The organism is Microbacterium neungamense, from assembly GCF_024971095.1.
Taxonomy (GTDB): domain Bacteria; phylum Actinomycetota; class Actinomycetes; order Actinomycetales; family Microbacteriaceae; genus Microbacterium; species Microbacterium neungamense.
In genome coordinates, this window is sequence record NZ_CP069717.1 from 1,888,333 (window position 1) to 1,904,740 (window position 16,408).

A 16,408-nucleotide genomic window follows, 5' to 3' on the forward strand; every position below is an offset into this window, starting at 1 on the left:
TCCTCCCGTGTCGGGACCACGCTATCGCGCTGGTTGAATGGCGGAATGGCATTCGCGATCGACCCCATCACCCTCACCGGCCGCCTCGTCGAGCTGCGTCCGCTCACCCGAGAGCACCGGGACGACCTCATCGAAGCGGTCTCCGAGGGGGACCTGTGGCGGCGGGCCTGGTACACCTCGGTGCCGGCGCCGGACGGCATCGAGGCCGAGATCGAGCGCCGGCTGGCGCTCCAGGAGAAGGGCGAGATGGTGCCGTTCACCGCGGTGGATGCCGCCGGACGCGTCCTCGGGATGACGACGTACTACGACATCGTCGCCGACGTGCCGCGGCTGCACATCGGCTACACCTGGAACCGCCCGTCCGCGCACGGCACCGGCACGAACGCCGAGTCGAAGCTGCTGCTGCTGCGGCACGCCTTCGAGACGCTGGGCGTGTACCGGGTCGGCTTCACCACGCAGTGGGTGAACTTCCAGTCCCGGGCCGCCATCGAGCGACTGGGCGCGAAGCAGGACGGCGTGATGCGGGCGATCGGCCGCTACCGCAACGGCGCTCTCCGCGACAGCGTGGAGTACTCGATCATCGAGCCCGAGTGGCCGGCCGTGGAGGCGAACCTGGAGGCGCGACTCGCGAAACACGCCTGACACGGCGCGACGCTAACGTTGGTCGCATGAGCGCACCGATCGACCCCACTCGCACCTCGGCCTGGGCCGACCTCTCCACCCTCCGTGACGGCTTCTCCCCCGACCTGCGGCGCTGGTTCGCCGAGGATTCGCAGCGCGCCGAGCGGCTCACGTTCCCGCTCGCCGACCTGCACGTCGACCTGTCGAAGAACCTGGTGACCGACGACGTCCTCGCCGCGCTGCTGCGCCTCGCCGAGGAGACCCACGTCACGGAGCGGTTCGCCGCGATGCTCGAGGGCGCGCACATCAACACCACCGAAGACCGGGCGGTGCTGCACACCGCGCTGCGTCGCCCGGCGGGCGCCTCCCCCGCCCTCGTGGTCGACGGTCAGGACGTGGACCGCGACGTGCACGAGGTGCTCGACGCCCTCACCGCCTTCGCGGAGCGCGTGCGCTCCGGCGAGTGGCGCGGCGTCACCGGCAAGAAGGTCACGCACGTGGTGAACATCGGCATCGGCGGGTCGGATCTCGGGCCGGCGATGGTGTACGAGGCGCTGCGCCCGTTCGCGGATGCGGGGCGGATCGAGGCCCGTTTCGTGTCGAACATCGACCCCACCGACATCGCCCAGAAGACGGCGGACCTCGACCCGGAGACGACGCTGTTCGTCGTGGCGTCCAAGACCTTCACCACGCTCGAGACGCTCACCAACGCGCGGCTGGCCCGGGACTGGCTGTGGCAGCGGCTGGCGGCATCCGGCGCCGTGGGCGAGGACGACGCGAGCCGGGCGGATGCCGTGGCGCACCACTTCGTCGCCGTCTCGACCGCCCTCGACAAGGTCGCCGAGTTCGGCATCGACCCGGCCAACGCGTTCGGGTTCTGGGACTGGGTGGGCGGCCGGTACTCGGTGGACTCGGCGATCGGCCTCTCGCTGGCGATCACGCTCGGGCCGGCGGCGTTCCGGGACCTGCTGGCCGGCTTCCACGCCGTGGACGAGCACGTCCGCACCACGCCGCTCGAGCGCAACGTGCCGGTGCTGATGGGCCTGCTCAACGTCTGGTACGTGAACTTCCTGGGCGCGCAGTCGCACGCCGTGCTGCCGTACGCGCAGCAGCTGAGCCGTTTCCCGGCGTACCTGCAGCAGCTGACGATGGAGTCCAACGGCAAGTCGGTCCGCTGGGACGGCACCCCGGTCACCACCGACACCGGCGAGGTGTTCTGGGGCGAGCCGGGCACGAACGGCCAGCACGCCTTCTACCAGCTGATCCATCAGGGCACCCGGCTGATCCCGGCCGACTTCATCGCCGTGGTCAACCCGGCCTACCCGCTGAGCGACGGCGGACGCGACGTGCACGGGCTGTTCCTGGCGAACTTCCTCGCACAGACCAAGGCGCTCGCCTTCGGCAAGACCGCCGCCGAGGTGGAGGCGGAGGGCACCACCGGCGCCCTCGTCGCCGCGCGGACGTTCCCCGGCAACCGGCCGACGACCTCGATCTTCGCCCCGGCGCTCACCCCGCAGGTGCTCGGCCAGCTGATCGCGCTGTACGAGCACATCACCTTCACGCAGGGCGTGGTGTGGGGCATCAACTCGTTCGACCAGTGGGGTGTCGAGCTCGGCAAGCAGCTGGCCCTGCAGATCGCCCCTGCCCTCGAGGGCGACGACGCCGCCATCGACGCGCAGGACCCCTCCACCCGCGCGCTGCTGGCCTACTACCACCAGCACCGCAGCCGCTGAGCGGTGTCTCTCGCCGCGAGCTCACCGGGCCGCCGTGCGCGGCGTCAGACGCGGCGGAAGGATGCCGCGGCGGGGCAGTCGAACGGGTCGCGCGCCGCCAGGCCGACCCGGTTCAGGTAGGCGATGACGATGCCGTAGGAGCGCAGCAGCGTCGTCTCGGTGTACGGCACCTGGTGGGTCGCGCAGTACTCGCGGACGATCTCGCGCGCCCGCGCCAGGTGCGGCCGCGGCATGCTGGGGAACAGGTGGTGCTCCACCTGGTAGTTCAGCCCGCCCATCAGCCAGGTCGCCCACCAGCCGCCGCTGATGTTGCGGGAGGTGCGCACCTGCTTGGAGAAGAAGTCGAGCTTCGCGTCCGGCGCGATGATCGGCATCCCCTTGTGGTTCGGCGCGAAGGACGCGCCCATGTACACGCCGAAGACGGCCAGCTGCACACCGAGGAAGGCGAAGGCCATGCCCAGCGGCAGCAGCAGGAAGATCGGGGTGAGCAGGAGCGCGAAGCGCGCGGCGATGAGGCCGAGCTCGGTCCAGCGGCCCTTCACCGGGCCCCGCGAGACGAGGTGCTTGAGGCCGAGGACGTGCAGGTTCAGCCCCTCGAGGGTGAGCAGCGGGAAGAACAGCCAGCCCTGTCTGCGGGTGATCAGCCGGGTGAGACCGCGCGAGCGCGCGGCATCCGTGTCGAGGAACGAGATGGTGTCGACCTCGATGTCCGGATCCTTGCCGACCCGGTTCGGGTTGCCATGGTGCCGGGTGTGCTTGGAGTCCCACCAGGAGTAGCTCATGCCGACGATGCCGGCGAGGATGCGCGCGAGCCGGAAGTTCGCGGGCCCGCTGGAGAGGATCTGACGGTGTGCCGCCTCATGCGCGAGGAACGCGACCTGCGTGAACAGGATGCCCAGGGCCCCCGCGATCAGCAGCTGGAACCAGCTGTCGCCGAGCAGGAGGAACCCGGCGATGCATCCGGCGAAGCCCAGCAGGATGCCGGCGGCGACGAGACCGTAGAACACCGGGGTGCGGCGCAGCAGGCCGGTCTCGCGCACCACCTGCGAGACCTGGTTGTACGCCTTCGCCATCGGCGGGAAGTCCGCGGTGCCGGCGTACGTCTGCCGGACGGGGCCGAGAGTGGCGGTGGGGGGAGCGGTCTGGGTGAGAGAGATGGCCTTCTCCTGCCGATCGGAAGCCCTTGAGCTGTGGAAGCCAAAGGCGGATGCCGATCGCTGATGCCAGGCTACGCGCCTGCGTATGCAGGCATGGGCATACGCGCCGGGGCCGCTCAGGCCGTTGCGAGACTCTGGTCCGGATCGATCACCTCGTCGACGAGCATGATGCCGCCGGTCGTGTTCGCGAGGTGCATCAGCCGCTCGATCCACTCACGGTTCAGCTGGGGCGGTTCCGACTCCTCGAATTCGAACCGCAGCGGGATGGACGGGTGCATCCAGATCGTCGACCGGCCGGGTGCGTCCCCGTCCGAATGCCGCCAGGACAGCGTGAAGCTCTCCTGGCGGCGGAGCTTCGTTGCGATGACCACCTTCAGGTGCGCCAGCGCGCGATCATCGATGTGTATCGGGTCGTCGGACTGACCGTAGAAAAGTGCGCCCATATGCCGACCGTAGCGCACCAGGAGCGTTTCGGCGGCATCATGTAACGCGCCCGACACAGTCGCGACAGATCGGGTTCGCTCACACGGCTTCGGACACGTTCTCGGGGACGTTCTCCTCCAGCAAGGTGATACCGCCGCTCGAGTTCGCGGAGTGCATGAGCCGCTCGATCCACTCGCGATTGAGTGCGGGCGGCTTCGGATCCTCGAAGACGAAGCGCAGCGGGATGGACGGATGCAGCCAGATCGTCGACCTGCCGCCGTTGTCGCTGTCCGGATGCACCCACGAGAACGTGAACGCCTCGTTCCGGCGCAGCTTGGTCGCGATCACGACCTTGAGGTGCGCAAGGGTCCGATCGTCGATTTCGATCGGGTATTCGGACCCGTCATAGATGATTCTCCCCATGTCAGGACGACACTCCTCGCGGGGCGCCGGCACCATGCGTGCCGGACGTTTCTTGACACCGGCGGGCTCAAGATACCTGTCGCTGCTGACACACCCGCCGAAGGGATGCAACCCCTTACGTGTCCGCGGCGCAGGAGCGTACCGTCGCCGCCCGCTTTCGGGGAGCTCGGCACCACGCTCTTCGAACGCGGTCACGGTGCGCTCCGGCTCACCCACGCCGGCAGACGCTTCCTCGCGATCGTTCGGGATCTCGTCCGCCGGGAGGAGATGGCACGGACCGCGCTGGGCGCCGATCGCCTCCGTGAGACGCAGTTCACCGTGGTCGCTCCGTTCGCGACGATTCTGCGCACCCTCGCCCCGTTCACCGCCGAGCGCGGGTCGTCCCATCCGATCATCGACGCGGTCGAGGCGAGCCCCGCGGTGGTGTTCGAACGCGCCGTCGAGATCGGAGCCGACCTCGGCGTCTCCACCGTCCCTCCGCCTGCCCGCTGGTCGGATCGCCTGCTGTGCGAAGTCGGCCTGAGCGCCCACGTTCCCCCCGATCATCCGCTCGGCGGACGCGGCGAGGTCGAGATGTCCGAGCTGGTGCGGCATCCGCTCGTGCTCATGGATCGCACCAACGCCGCACGGACGGTGTTCGACGACGCGCTGGCCGCCGAGCGGCTGGAGCCCGCGAGCGCCATAGAGATGGCCTCGTCGTTCATGGCACAGGGCGTGGCGGCCACCGGTCGCGGGGCGGCGATCCTGACCAACGCGGCCGTCTTCGGGCTGAGGCCGGTGCGGATCATGCAGCGGGGGAAGCGGGTTCGGATGCGCCTGTATGCGGGATGGGATCCGTCGCACTACGCGGTCAGGGCGATCGAGCGCTGGGTGGACGATTTCGCCGACTGGCTCCCCACGATCCCCGACATCGGCGAGGTCGACGACGCGAGCGCGTGACAGGTCATGGTGCCGGCCGGTCATGAGAAGAGGCCCGGCCCCGCAGCATCCTGCGGGCCGGGCCTCTGTCAGCCGTGCTGACTGCGACTCAGAAGTCCCAGTCGTCGTCCTCGGTCGCGACCGCCTTGCCGATCACGTACGAGGAGCCCGACCCGGAGAAGAAGTCGTGGTTTTCGTCGGCGTTCGGCGACAGGGCCGAGAGGATCGCCGGGTTCACGTTCGTCACCGATGACGGGAACATCGCCTCGTAGCCGAGGTTCATCAGCGCCTTGTTGGCGTTGTAGTGCAGGAACTTCTTCACGTCCTCGGTGAGGCCGACGGCGTCGTAGAGGTCCTGCGTGTACTGCACCTCGTTGTCGTAGAGCTCGTACAGCAGCGAGAAGGTGTAGTCCTTCAGCTCGTCGCGCTTGGCCTGGTCGACCTGCTCCAGCCCGCGCTGGTACTTGTAGCCGATGTAGTAGCCGTGCACGGCCTCGTCGCGGATGATGAGGCGGATCAGGTCGGCGGTGTTGGTGAGCTTGGCGCGGCTCGACCAGTGCATGGGCAGGTAGAAGCCGGAGTAGAACAGGAATGACTCCAGCAGGGTGGAGGCGATCTTGCGCTTCAGCGGCTCGTCGCCGCGGTAGTCGTGCAGGACGATCTGCGCCTTCTTCTGCAGGTTCGGGTTCTCTACCGACCAGCGGAACGCCTCGTCGATCTCCTTCGTCGAGCACAGCGTCGAGAAGATGGACGAGTAGCTCTTCGCGTGCACCGACTCCATGAACGCGATGTTGGTGTACACCGCCTCCTCGTGCGGCGTCAGCGCATCCGGCAGCAGCGAGACCGCACCCACCGTTCCCTGGATGGTGTCCAGCAGCGTGAGCCCGGTGAACACCCGCATCGTGAGGGTCTGCTCCTCGGGGGTGAGCGTGTTCCACGACTGGATGTCGTTGGACAGCGGCACCTTCTCCGGCAGCCAGAAGTTCCCGGTGAGGCGGTTCCAGACCTCGAGGTCCTTGTCGTCCTCGATCCGGTTCCAGTTGATCGCCTGCACCTCGGTGGCCAGCTTGATCTGTTCAGGGGTCATGGTGTTCCTTGAAGTGTCTGAGTGTGCGTTTCGTCTCGGGCCTGCGGCCCTCGCTCAACGGCCGGTGGTCTCCGGGCCTGCGGCCCTCGCTCGACGACCGGGAAGGGTCACAGCATGCAGGAGACGCATTCGGTCATGTCGGTGCCCTCCAGCGCCAGCTGACGGAGCCGCACGTAGTAGATCGTCTTGATTCCCTTCTTCCAGGCGTAGATCTGGGCCTTGTTGATGTCGCGAGTGGTGGCGGTGTCCTTGAAGAACAGCGTCAGCGACAGACCCTGATCGACGTGCTGGGTGGCGGCGGCGTAGGTGTCGATCACCTTCTCGTAGCCGATCTCGTACGCGTCCTGGTAGTACTCCAGGTTGTCGTTCGTCATGAACGGCGCCGGATAGTAGACGCGGCCGAGCTTGCCCTCCTTGCGGATCTCGATCTTCGAGGCGATCGGGTGGATCGAGCTCGTCGAGTTGTTGATGTACGAGATCGACCCGGTCGGCGGGACGGCCTGCAGGTTCTGGTTGTAGATGCCGTGCTTCTGGATGGACTCCTTCAGCTCGATCCAGTCCTGCTGGGTCGGGATGTGGTGCCGGGCGAACAGCTCCTTGACCTTGTCGGTCTGCGGCACCCACTCCCGCTCGATGTACTTGTCGAAGAACTCCCCCGACGCGTACGTCGAGTCCTCGAAGCCGTCGAACGTCTCCCCGCGCTCGATCGCGATCCGGTTGGAGGCGCGCAGCGCGTGGTAGAGCACGGTGTAGAAGTAGATGTTCGTGAAGTCCAGGCCCTCTTCCGAGCCGTAGAACACGCGCTCGCGCGCCAGGTAGCCGTGCAGGTTCATCTGGCCGAGGCCGATCGCGTGGGAGCGGTCGTTGCCGTCCTCGATCGAGCGCACCGAGCGGATGTGGCTCTGGTCGCTGACCGCGGTCAGCGCACGGATCGCGGTCTCGACGGTCTGCCCGAGGTCGTCGGCGTCCATCGACAGGGCGATGTTCATCGAGCCGAGGTTGCAGGAGATGTCCTTGCCGATGTCCTTGTACGACAGGTCGTCGTTGTAGGTGGTCGGCGTGTTCACCTGCAGGATCTCGCTGCAGAGGTTGGACATGTTGATCCGGCCCTTGATCGGGTTGGCCCGGTTCACCGTGTCCTCGAACATGATGTACGGGTAGCCCGACTCGAACTGGATCTCGGCGAGCGTCTGGAAGAACTCGCGGGCGTTGATCTTCGTCTTCTTGATCCGCGCATCGTCCACCATCTCGCGGTACTTCTCGGTGACCGAGATGTCGCCGAACGGCACGCCGTAGACGCGCTCGACGTCGTACGGCGAGAACAGGTACATGTCCTCGTCGTTCTTGGCGAGCTCGAAGGTGATGTCGGGCACGACGACGCCGAGGGAGAGCGTCTTGATGCGGATCTTCTCGTCGGCGTTCTCGCGCTTGGTGTCCAGGAACCGCATGATGTCGGGGTGGTGCGCCGAGAGGTAGACGGCGCCGGCGCCCTGACGCGCACCCAGCTGGTTAGCGTAGCTGAAGCTGTCCTCGAGGAGCTTCATCACCGGGATGATCCCGGAGGACTGGTTCTCGATCTGCTTGATCGGCGCACCGGCCTCGCGGATGTTCGACAGCAGCAACGCCACGCCGCCGCCGCGCTTGGACAGCTGCAGCGCGGAGTTGATGCCGCGGGCGATCGACTCCATGTTGTCCTCGATGCGCAGCAGGAAGCAGCTGACGAGCTCGCCGCGCTGCGCCTTGCCGGCGTTGAGGAAGGTCGGGGTGGCCGGCTGGAACCGGCCGGAGATGATCTCCTCGACGAGGTTCACGGCGAGCTGCTCGTCGCCGTCGGCGAGCGCCAGGGCGGTCATCACGACGCGGTCCTCGAAGCGCTCGAGGTAGCGCTTGCCGTCGAAGGTCTTCAGCGTGTAGCTGGTGTAGTACTTGAACGCGCCGAGGAAGGTCTCGAAGCGGAACTTCTTCGAGTGGGCGAGGTCGTTGAGCTTCTGGATGAACTCGAACGAGTACTTCTCGATGACCGCGGCCTCGTAGTACTCCTTCTCGACCAGGTAGTCCAGCCGCTCCTTGAGCGAGTGGAAGAAGACGGTGTTCTGGTTCACGTGCTGCAGGAAGTACTCCCGCGCCGCCCGCTTGTCGGCGTCGAACTGGATCTTCCCGTTCGCGTCGTACAGGTTCAGCATCGCGTTCAGGGCGTGATAGTCCAGGCCCTCGTACGCGGGGTTGACCTTGAAGGCCTCCTCGGTCTGCTCGGTCATTGCGTCCTGCTCTGCATGCTCGATTGCGCTGCCCACCATCGTTCCAATCCGTCGCTCACGCGATCGACGTCGTCCTGTGTGCCGAAGACTTCGAGCCGGTACAAGTGCGGCACGTGGCACTTGCGGCTGATGATCTCCCCGGCGAGGCAGAAGGCCTCGCCGAAGTTGGTGTTGCCCGCGGAGATGACTCCGCGGATGTGTCTCCGGTTGCGCTCGTCGTTGAGGAACCGGATCACCTGCTTGGGGACCGCACCCTTCTCCTCGCCGCGCCCCTGCCCGCCCCCGTAGGTGGGGGTGATCAGCACGAACGGCTCGTCCACGACGAGCGGTTCATCCGTGCTGTGCAGGGGGATGCGGCGGGCTCGCAGCCCGAGCTTCTCGACGAAGCGGGCTGTGTTGCCGGAGACGCTCGAGAAGAAGACCACGAGCGGCGCGGCGGTGGCGACGACGCTCATGGTCACTCCTCACGCGAGGCGAGCGGCCAGCTCGTCGATCTTGTCCGGGCGGAAGCCCGACCAGTGGTCCTCGTCGGTGACGACGACCGGCGCCTGCATGTAGCCGAGTGCCTTGACCTGCTCGAGCGCGTCCGCGTCCTGCGAGAGGTCGTGGATCTCGTACTCGATGCCCTTGGCGTCGAGGGCGCGGTAGGTGGCGTTGCACTGCACGCACGAAGGCTTGGTGTAGACCGTGATCGACATGATGTTGGCTCTTCTTCCCCTCAGATTCCGGCTGTTGCCCCGGCAGACCCCCGCCGGGAACTCAATACTACATATGGGGACGGACATTGGAAGCGACCACAAGGGGTAGTAGTTACATCCGTGTAGTTTTCCACCGTTCTCCCTGGTTTCAACACAGGTTCTCCCCCGTTTCTTCCACAGGCGCGGATGCCGGCGGAGGGCTCTCGAAGCGCGGTTTCCCGCGGCTCGCGACGGCCGGTCCGCGATCCATCCACAGGGCGGACGCTACGCCACCCCTCGGACATCGGTTTTCCTGTGGAGAGCCGCCTTCGGCGTGTCGCGGCGTGTCGCACCGCCGGCGGCTTCGCGCGGTGTCGCGTCCCGCCGATATCGTTGCTCTGGTGGCGGGATATCGTGACCTTCTTCGCACGCCCGGCGTGGCGCGCATCATCGCCGCGCAGCTGACGGCGCGCTTCCCCAACGGGATGATGAGCCTGGCGATCCTCATGCATGTCGAGCAGCAGACCGGCTCCTACGGCGCGGCCGGCATCGTGCTCGCCGCGGCATCCGTCGGCCAGGCCGTCGCCGGCCCCGTGACCAGCCGCTGGATGGGCGCCTGGGGCATGCGCCGCGTGCTGCTGCTCACCCTCGTCGTGTGCGTCCTCTCGGTGCTCGGCCTGGCGCTGCTGCCGCTCGGGCTGCCCGGCTACATGGCGCTGGCGCTGCTCGCCGGCCTCTCCACGCCCCCGGTGCAGGCGGCGGTGCGCACCATCTACCCCAAGCTCGTCAACGCCGGGCATCTGACGCCGCTGTTCTCACTGGACGCGTCGCTGCAGGAGATCATCTGGATCGTCGCCCCGGTGGTGATCACCGTCGTCTCCACGCAGGCGGGCACGGTGCCCGGTCTGCTCCTGGTGGCGGTGATCCTCGCCGGCGGCGGCGCGTGGTTCATCCTCTCCCCCGAGGTGGGCCGGGTGCGCATCCCGCGCAGCCGCCGCGCCTTCGGACTCGTCGTGCTCAAGCCCCCGGTGCTGCTGGCCACGGTGCTCGGCTTCCTCCTCATCGGCGCCTGCGCCGCGGTCGAGGTCGGGGTGGTCGCCACCTTCGGGCACGGCGGACTGGAGGCCGGCCTCGTCCTGGCCGTGTTCTCGGTGGGCAGCCTGGCCGGCGGTCTCGCCTTCGGCCACGTGCCGATCGGCCCGTGGGCGATGGCGCGGCGCCTGCTCATCGTGACCGTCGGCCTGGCGCTGACGATGGTGTCGCTGAACGTGTTCTGGCTCGGCGGCACGCTCCTGCTCGCCGGGGTCGGCATCGCACCCGCGCTGGCGGTGCTCTTCGCGATCACCAGCGCGAGCGTGAAGTTCAGCGAGACCGCCGAGGCCTTCGGCTGGGCGGGAACCGGTCAGCTGATCGGCGCCGCGGCCGGCTCCGCGGTGGCGGGCGTGCTCATCGACCAGCGCGGACCGGCCGGCGCCTACCTCGCCGCGGTGCTCTTCGTGGCGGTGGGGCTGATCGTGTCGGTGCTCGCCGTCCGCGCCTTCCCCGACCTGCGTCATCGCGACGCCAGCCCGCACCCGGATACCGAGCCGGTGGCGGTCACGCCGTCCTGATCTGTCCCGGTCCTCAGCCGTGCTGGAACCAGGTGGTCTTCCAGTCGGTGTAGTTGTCCAGGGCGTGCCGGGAGAGGTCGCGGCCGAAGCCGGACTGCCGGAAGCCTCCGAACGGCGTGGTCAGTCCCAGCGCGTCGACGGTGTTCACCGACACGGTTCCGGCGACGAGCCGCTCGGACACCCTGTGCGCGCGCGACAGGTCGGACGTCCACAGCGACGCCGCGAGCCCGTACTCGGTCGCGTTCGCCAGCGCCACGGCCTCCTCCTCCGTGTCGAACGGATGCACCACCACGAGAGGTCCGAACACCTCGCTGCGGTGCAGGTCGTGACCGGCGTCCAGCCCGGTGACGATCGCGGGCCGGAGGTACGCGTCGGACCCGGTGATCGTGACCCGCTCGCCGCCGCTGACGAGGCCCCCGTCGCGTGCGCCGGCCTCGATCGCCGGGCTGACGTCGTCGGCGTGCGCGGTGCTGATCAGGCTGCCGTTGCCGGGCCCGCCGGAGAGCGGGTCGGCGGGCTCGTACGCGCGGGAGGCCGCCACGAGAAGCTCCAGGAACTCGTCGTGCACCGCCCTTTCGACGAGCACGCGGGAGTTCGCCGAGCAGACCTGGCCCTGGTTATAGAAGGCCCCGAAGGCGGCCTTCTCCGCGGCGGTGCCGAGGTCCGCGTCGGCGAAGACGAGGTTGGCGCTCTTGCCGCCGGCCTCCAGCGCGACGCGCTTCATGTTCGAGGACCCCGCGTCGATCAGCAGCCGCTTCGCGACGGCCGTGGACCCGGTGAACGCCAGCACGTCGACGTCCGGATGCCGGGCGATCCTGCTTTCGACATCCGAGCCCCGTCCGGGCACGACGTTCAGCACCCCGGCCGGCACCCCGGCCTCGAGCGCCAGGTCCGCGAGCCGCAGCGCGGTCAGCGACGTCTCCGTCGCCGGCTTGTGGACGACGCTGTTGCCCGCGGCGAGGGCCGGGGCGAGCTTCCAGGCGGCGATCTCGAGCGGGTAGTTCCACGGGGTGATCGCACCGACCACGCCCAGCGGCACGCGGCGCACCAGCGCGGTGGATCCGGGCGGCGTCGCCGGGATCTCGTCGGTGCGCTTGTCGGCGAGCTCCCCGTACCAGCGGAACGTCTCCGCCGCGCCCGGCACGTCCACGGTGAGCGTCTGCGCGATCGGCTTGCCCGAGTCGAGCGTCTCCAGCAGCGCCAGCTCCTCCAGGTTCTCCTGGATGAGATCCGCCAGCGCGATCAGCACCCGCCCGCGGTCGGCGGCGCCGATCCGGCTCCAGGCGCCCCCGTCGAACGCGCGGCCGTCGATCCGGAGGTCGCGGGCGCGGGTCTGCCAGTCGATGGTGGTCATGCGGTTCTTCCTTCGATCATGGTGTCGATCGCCGTCCAGGCCATCAGGACGGCGGCGTCCAGGAGTGCGCGCTCCGCGGTCGGCCCGACGCAGGCGGCGGCGAACTCCTTCTGGTGGTTGCCGTGCGGCAGCGAGTCGACGCCGATGTACGGGTGGATGGCGGGGACGAGCAGCGACACGTTCCCCATGTCCGTGGAGGCGCGGTTCATCCGGCCGGCCACCGCCGGATCGGCGAAGACGCGGCCCCGCTCGCGCGCCGCGCGCCGGTACGCGGCGAGCGCGCGCTCGTCGGTGCGGAACTCGGCGTACGGCTTCGACTCGGGGGTGATCGTCAGCGCCGCCCCGGTGGCGAGGGCGCCCGCCTCGAAGCAGCGGCGCACGCGCTCCTCCAGTTCGGCGAGCTCCTCGAGCGTGTTCGCCCGCCAGTACCAGCGCCCCTCGGTGCGCTCCGGGATCGCGTTCGGCGCGTCGCCGCCGAGGGTCTGGATGCCGTGCACCCGGGTGTCCGCGGGCAGCTGCTGGCGCAGCAGGCCGATCGCGACCTGCGCGATCAGGAAGGCGTCGTTGGCGTTCACGCCCTGGTCCGGATAGGCGGCGGCGTGCGCCGACACGCCCTGGTACGCGACGTGGCTGTGCGCCACGGCGAACGGACGCGCCTCGGCCACATCGACCGGCGCCGGATGCACCATCATCGCGAGGTCCAGATCCGCGAACGCGCCGTGCTCGATCATCTCGATCTTGCCGCCGCCGCCCTCCTCGGCCGGCGTCCCGTAGACGCGGACGGTGATGCCGAGCTCGTCGGCGACGCGGGCCAGCGCGAGTCCCGCGCCGACGGCGCTGGCGGCGATGAGGTTGTGCCCGCAGGCGTGACCGAGCCCGGGCAGCGCGTCGTACTGTACCAGCGGGACGGCGGGCGCTACGGGAAGTGGAACGCCGTGGGCCTGGGCACCTACGCGGTGGGCCTGCTCGTGCAGCTGCCGTTCATGGTCACCCCGCTCTACACCGGCCCACTCGGCGTCGCCCTGGCCGACGTGGACGTCGCCTGGATCGTCGGCTTCCTGGCCAGCGGCGCGCTCTACCTCGTCCTCACCCGGCTGGTGCCGCGCCCCGAGCCGGTCACCGCGGCGACCGGATCCGTCGCGCGGGGCTGATCCGCTGCAGACGCCACGGAGGGCCGGCGCGATCGCGCCGGCCCTCCGCCGTAGGCTGGGACGGTGCCCGCACCGCTCACGCTCCCCCGGATCGTCTGGGGCGCCGGCCCGAGCCGCGCCCTGCTCGTCCACGGCCTCGGCTCCTCCGCGGCCCTGATGTGGCGCATCGGCGTCGCGCTCGCGGATGCCGGATGGCAGGCCACGGCCGTCGATCTGCGCGGCCACGGCGACGCCCCGCGCGCCCTGGACTACACCGTCGGCGCCTACGCGGCCGATCTCGCCGCGACCGCGCCGGACGGCGGCGGCGCGTGGGACGCCGTGATCGGGCACTCCCTGGGCGGCGCCGCCGGCGTGGTCGCGGCGGCCGGGCATCCGCACTGGACCCGGCGCCTGGTGCTCATCGACCCGGCGATCCACGTCGCCGGCCGGGACGCCGGGATCATCCGCCGCAGCCAGGAGCGGGCCTTCGCCGACCCGTCCGAGGCCACGGTGCGCGCCGAACATCCGCACTGGCATCCGCAGGACGTCGAGCTCAAGGTGGACGCCGTCCGCCGCGCCAGCGCGTGGGCCGTCGCGGAGACCAGCGCCCAGAACCGGCCATGGGACGTGCGCGAGCAGGCCGCGCGCCTCACCGTGCCCACGCACATCATCGGCGCCGATCCGGAGGTGTACAGCCTGTTCACCGGGGAGCTGGCGGCATCCGTCCTGGAGAACCCGCGCATCACCATGTCGATCGTGGCGGGCGCCGGCCACTCCCCGCACCGCGACAAGCCCGACGAGACCGTCCACGAGATCCTGGAGGCCCTGCGATGACCGCCTCAGACCCCGCCGCCTCAGACCCCGCCGCGCACCTGCCCGACGACCTGCTCGCGCGGATCCGCGAGCGCGCCCCGATCCACGACCGGGAGAACACCTTCCCCCAGCAGGACCTCGACGAGCTGCGGGATGCCGGATACCTGCGCATCCTCGTCCCGGAGGCACGGGGCGGCGCCGGGCTCGGGCTGGAGCAGGCGGCGCTGCTGCAGCAGCGCCTGGCGACGGCCTCCCCCGCCACCGCCCTCGCGGTCAACATGCACCTGGTGTGGACCGGGGTCGCGAAAGTGTTCGGCGACCGCGGCGTCCCGGGCCTGGAGTTCGTGCAGGACGGCGCCGCCGCCGGCGAGGTATACGCGTTCGGCATCAGCGAGGCCGGCAACGACCTGGTGCTGTTCGGCAGCAGCGCCGAGGCCGCGCCGCGTCCGGACGGCGGCTACGCGTTCACCGGCACCAAGATCTTCACCTCCCTCGCACCGGTCTGGACGAGGCTCGGCCTGCACGGGCTGGACACCGCGAGCGAGGACGCGCCGAAGCTCGTCTTCGCGTTCGTGGATCGCACGGATGCCGTCGCCACGAGCGGCGACTGGGACACCCTCGGCATGCGGGGCACCCAGAGCCGCACTACGCGCCTGAACGGCGCCGTCGCCGCGCCGGAGCACGTCGTGCGGCGGATCGATCCCGGCCCGAACCCGGATCCGATCGTGTTCGGCATCTTCAGCGTGTTCGAGATCCTGCTCGCCTCCGTGTACACCGGCATCGCCCGGCGGGCCCTCGACCTGGCGGTGGCGACCGCGCAGACCCGGCGCTCCACCCTTCGGCACGCTCAGGGCGCGGTTCAGCGGCCGTACAGCCAGGACCCGGACATCCGCTGGCGCATCGCCGACATGGCCCTCGCCTACGACGCCCTGCCGCCGCAGATCGCCGCCCTCGCACGCGACGTGGACGAACAGGCCGACCACGGGGCCCGATGGTTCACGCTGCTGTCCGGCGTCAAGCACCGCGCGGTCACGATGTCCAAGCGGGTCGTTGACGAGGCGATGCTCGTCGCCGGCGGCGGCTCCTACTTCACCGGCAACGAGCTCTCCCGGCTGTACCGGGACGTGCTCGCCGGGATGTTCCACCCCTCCGACCCCGAGTCGGCGCACGCCACCGCCGCCACCGCGTGGCTGGGGCCGCTCGAGTCCTGAATCCGAAGCTCCAGGCGGACTGAGGCTTCGCTTTCGGTTGTCAAGCTCGCTCGCGACCTGAACCGGGTGTTCTTCACCACGGGCGGCGGCGAGGCGGTGGAGACGGCGTTCAAGCTGGCCAAACAGTACTGGCGCCTGGGCCGGGAAGCCTGGCAAGCACAAGGTGATCTCCCGCGCGGTCGCCTATCACGGCACGCCCCACGGAGCGCTGGCGATCACCGGCATCCCGGCGATGAAGGAGATGTTCGAGCCCGTCGCCCCCGGAGGGTTCCGGGTGCCGAACACGAACTTCTACCGCGCGGCGGAGGCGGGCGGGCCCGCCGACGACGAGGAGGCGTTCGGGAGGTGGGCGGCGGACCGGATCGAGGAGATGATCCTGTTCGAGGGACCGGACACCGTCGCGGCCGTGTTCCTGGAGCCGGTGCAGAACTCGGGCGGATGCTTTCCGCCGCCTCCGGGCTACTTCGCCCGGGTCCGCGAGAACTGCGACCGTCACGATGTCCTTCTGGTCTCCGACGAGGTGATCTGCGCGTTCGGCCGGCTGGGGCACACGTTCGCCTGCGAGGGCTACGGCTACGTCCCGGACATGATCACGTGCGCCAAGGCGATGACGAGCGGGTACGCGCCGATCGGCGCGACCATCGTGTCGGATCGGATCTACGAGCCGTTCTCCACGGGGCAGACCTTCTTCCCGCACGGGTACACCTTCGGCGGGCACCCGGTGTCGGCGGCGGTCGCCCTGGAGAACCTCGACATCTTCGACGAGGAGAGGCTGAACGCGCACGTTTCTGTCGAAGGCGCTGTTCGAGGCCGGGCTGTACTGCCGCGCCGACGACCGGGGCGACCCGGTGATCCAGCTCGCCCCGCCGCTCACGGTCGGCGCCGCGGAGTTCCGCGAGATCGCGGACATCCTCCGCGGGGTCCTCGGCGAGGCGGCCCGCATCCTCTGAGAGCCCGTCCGTCGAGCGGACGTCGACAGGCTCAGGGGCGTCC

The 16,408-nt window shown here is 69.4% G+C and carries 15 protein-coding genes and 1 pseudogene; 7 read left to right on the forward strand and 9 right to left on the reverse strand.

What is annotated here, in order from left to right; all coding sequences use genetic code 11:
- The first annotated feature begins 45 nt into the window (after positions 1-45).
- A complete protein-coding gene (locus tag JSY13_RS09135) occupies positions 46-642 on the forward strand; it encodes a GNAT family N-acetyltransferase (protein WP_259606389.1) in 597 nt (198 codons plus the stop codon).
- A 26-nt stretch (positions 643-668) separates the two neighbouring features.
- Positions 669-2,354, forward strand: a complete 1,686-nt coding sequence (pgi, locus tag JSY13_RS09140; protein WP_259606390.1) for a glucose-6-phosphate isomerase — start codon at positions 669-671, stop codon at positions 2,352-2,354.
- A 44-nt stretch (positions 2,355-2,398) separates the two neighbouring features.
- Here pgi and JSY13_RS09145 read toward each other — a convergent pair whose 3' ends face one another.
- The 3 genes from JSY13_RS09145 to JSY13_RS09155 all read right to left on the reverse strand — a co-directional run bounded on the left by JSY13_RS09145 (position 2,399) and on the right by JSY13_RS09155 (position 4,357).
- Positions 2,399-3,511: a fatty acid desaturase family protein gene (locus JSY13_RS09145; protein WP_259608189.1), complete on the reverse strand. Its 1,113-nt coding sequence runs from the start codon at positions 3,509-3,511 to the stop codon at positions 2,399-2,401.
- Positions 3,512-3,627: 116 nt separating this feature from the next.
- Positions 3,628-3,954 carry a DUF7882 family protein gene (locus tag JSY13_RS09150; protein ID WP_259608190.1) on the reverse strand — a complete coding sequence of 109 codons (327 nt, stop codon included), beginning with the start codon at positions 3,952-3,954 and terminating at the stop codon, positions 3,628-3,630.
- Positions 3,955-4,033: 79 nt separating this feature from the next.
- Positions 4,034-4,357: a DUF7882 family protein gene (locus tag JSY13_RS09155; protein WP_259608191.1), complete on the reverse strand. Its 324-nt coding sequence runs from the start codon at positions 4,355-4,357 to the stop codon at positions 4,034-4,036.
- Between the two features lie 267 nt (positions 4,358-4,624).
- Here JSY13_RS09155 and JSY13_RS09160 point away from each other — a divergent pair, with 267 nt between their 5' ends.
- Entirely contained in the window at positions 4,625-5,296 is a 672-nt protein-coding gene (locus JSY13_RS09160; RefSeq protein WP_259606391.1) for a LysR family transcriptional regulator substrate-binding protein, read from the forward strand.
- A gap of 88 nt (positions 5,297-5,384) precedes the next feature.
- Here the strand turns inward: JSY13_RS09160 and nrdF are convergent, their stop codons facing one another.
- The 4 genes from nrdF to nrdH all read right to left on the reverse strand — a co-directional run bounded on the left by nrdF (position 5,385) and on the right by nrdH (position 9,318).
- Positions 5,385-6,362: a class 1b ribonucleoside-diphosphate reductase subunit beta gene (gene nrdF / locus JSY13_RS09165; RefSeq protein WP_259606392.1), complete on the reverse strand. Its 978-nt coding sequence runs from the start codon at positions 6,360-6,362 to the stop codon at positions 5,385-5,387.
- A gap of 107 nt (positions 6,363-6,469) precedes the next feature.
- Entirely contained in the window at positions 6,470-8,620 is a 2,151-nt protein-coding gene (nrdE, locus tag JSY13_RS09170; protein WP_259606393.1) for a class 1b ribonucleoside-diphosphate reductase subunit alpha, read from the reverse strand.
- On the reverse strand, positions 8,617-9,075 hold the full coding sequence (nrdI, locus tag JSY13_RS09175) for a class Ib ribonucleoside-diphosphate reductase assembly flavoprotein NrdI (protein WP_259606394.1): 459 nt from the start codon (positions 9,073-9,075) through the stop codon (positions 8,617-8,619). The genes nrdE and nrdI overlap by 4 nt, the downstream gene beginning before the upstream one ends.
- A gap of 9 nt (positions 9,076-9,084) precedes the next feature.
- Positions 9,085-9,318 carry a glutaredoxin-like protein NrdH gene (gene nrdH / locus JSY13_RS09180; RefSeq protein WP_259606395.1) on the reverse strand — a complete coding sequence of 78 codons (234 nt, stop codon included), beginning with the start codon at positions 9,316-9,318 and terminating at the stop codon, positions 9,085-9,087.
- Between the two features lie 380 nt (positions 9,319-9,698).
- Here nrdH and JSY13_RS09185 point away from each other — a divergent pair, with 380 nt between their 5' ends.
- Positions 9,699-10,907, forward strand: a complete 1,209-nt coding sequence (locus tag JSY13_RS09185; protein ID WP_259606396.1) for an MFS transporter — start codon at positions 9,699-9,701, stop codon at positions 10,905-10,907.
- A gap of 13 nt (positions 10,908-10,920) precedes the next feature.
- Here JSY13_RS09185 and JSY13_RS09190 read toward each other — a convergent pair whose 3' ends face one another.
- Both JSY13_RS09190 and JSY13_RS09195 read right to left on the reverse strand, forming a co-directional pair.
- Positions 10,921-12,261, reverse strand: a complete 1,341-nt coding sequence (locus JSY13_RS09190) for an aldehyde dehydrogenase family protein (protein WP_259606397.1) — start codon at positions 12,259-12,261, stop codon at positions 10,921-10,923.
- Positions 12,258-13,544: a M20/M25/M40 family metallo-hydrolase gene (locus JSY13_RS09195; RefSeq protein ID WP_336297681.1), complete on the reverse strand. Its 1,287-nt coding sequence runs from the start codon at positions 13,542-13,544 to the stop codon at positions 12,258-12,260. Before JSY13_RS09195 ends, JSY13_RS09190 begins: the two co-directional genes overlap by 4 nt.
- On the opposite strand from JSY13_RS09195, the gene JSY13_RS09200 reads away from it, so the two are divergent.
- From JSY13_RS09200 to JSY13_RS09210, 3 genes and pseudogenes are all read left to right on the forward strand, one after another.
- The gene (locus JSY13_RS09200; RefSeq protein WP_259606398.1) at positions 13,476-14,225 is read left to right on the forward strand and encodes an alpha/beta fold hydrolase; all 750 of its coding nucleotides are present in this window, start codon (positions 13,476-13,478) and stop codon (positions 14,223-14,225) included. The genes JSY13_RS09195 and JSY13_RS09200 overlap by 69 nt on opposite strands.
- Positions 14,222-15,415: an acyl-CoA dehydrogenase family protein gene (locus JSY13_RS09205; RefSeq protein ID WP_259606399.1), complete on the forward strand. Its 1,194-nt coding sequence runs from the start codon at positions 14,222-14,224 to the stop codon at positions 15,413-15,415. Before JSY13_RS09200 ends, JSY13_RS09205 begins: the two co-directional genes overlap by 4 nt.
- Positions 15,416-15,469: 54 nt before the next feature.
- Positions 15,470-16,365: pseudogene (locus JSY13_RS09210) on the forward strand (aminotransferase class III-fold pyridoxal phosphate-dependent enzyme); the annotation flags it as partial.
- Positions 16,366-16,408: the final 43 nt, after the last annotated feature.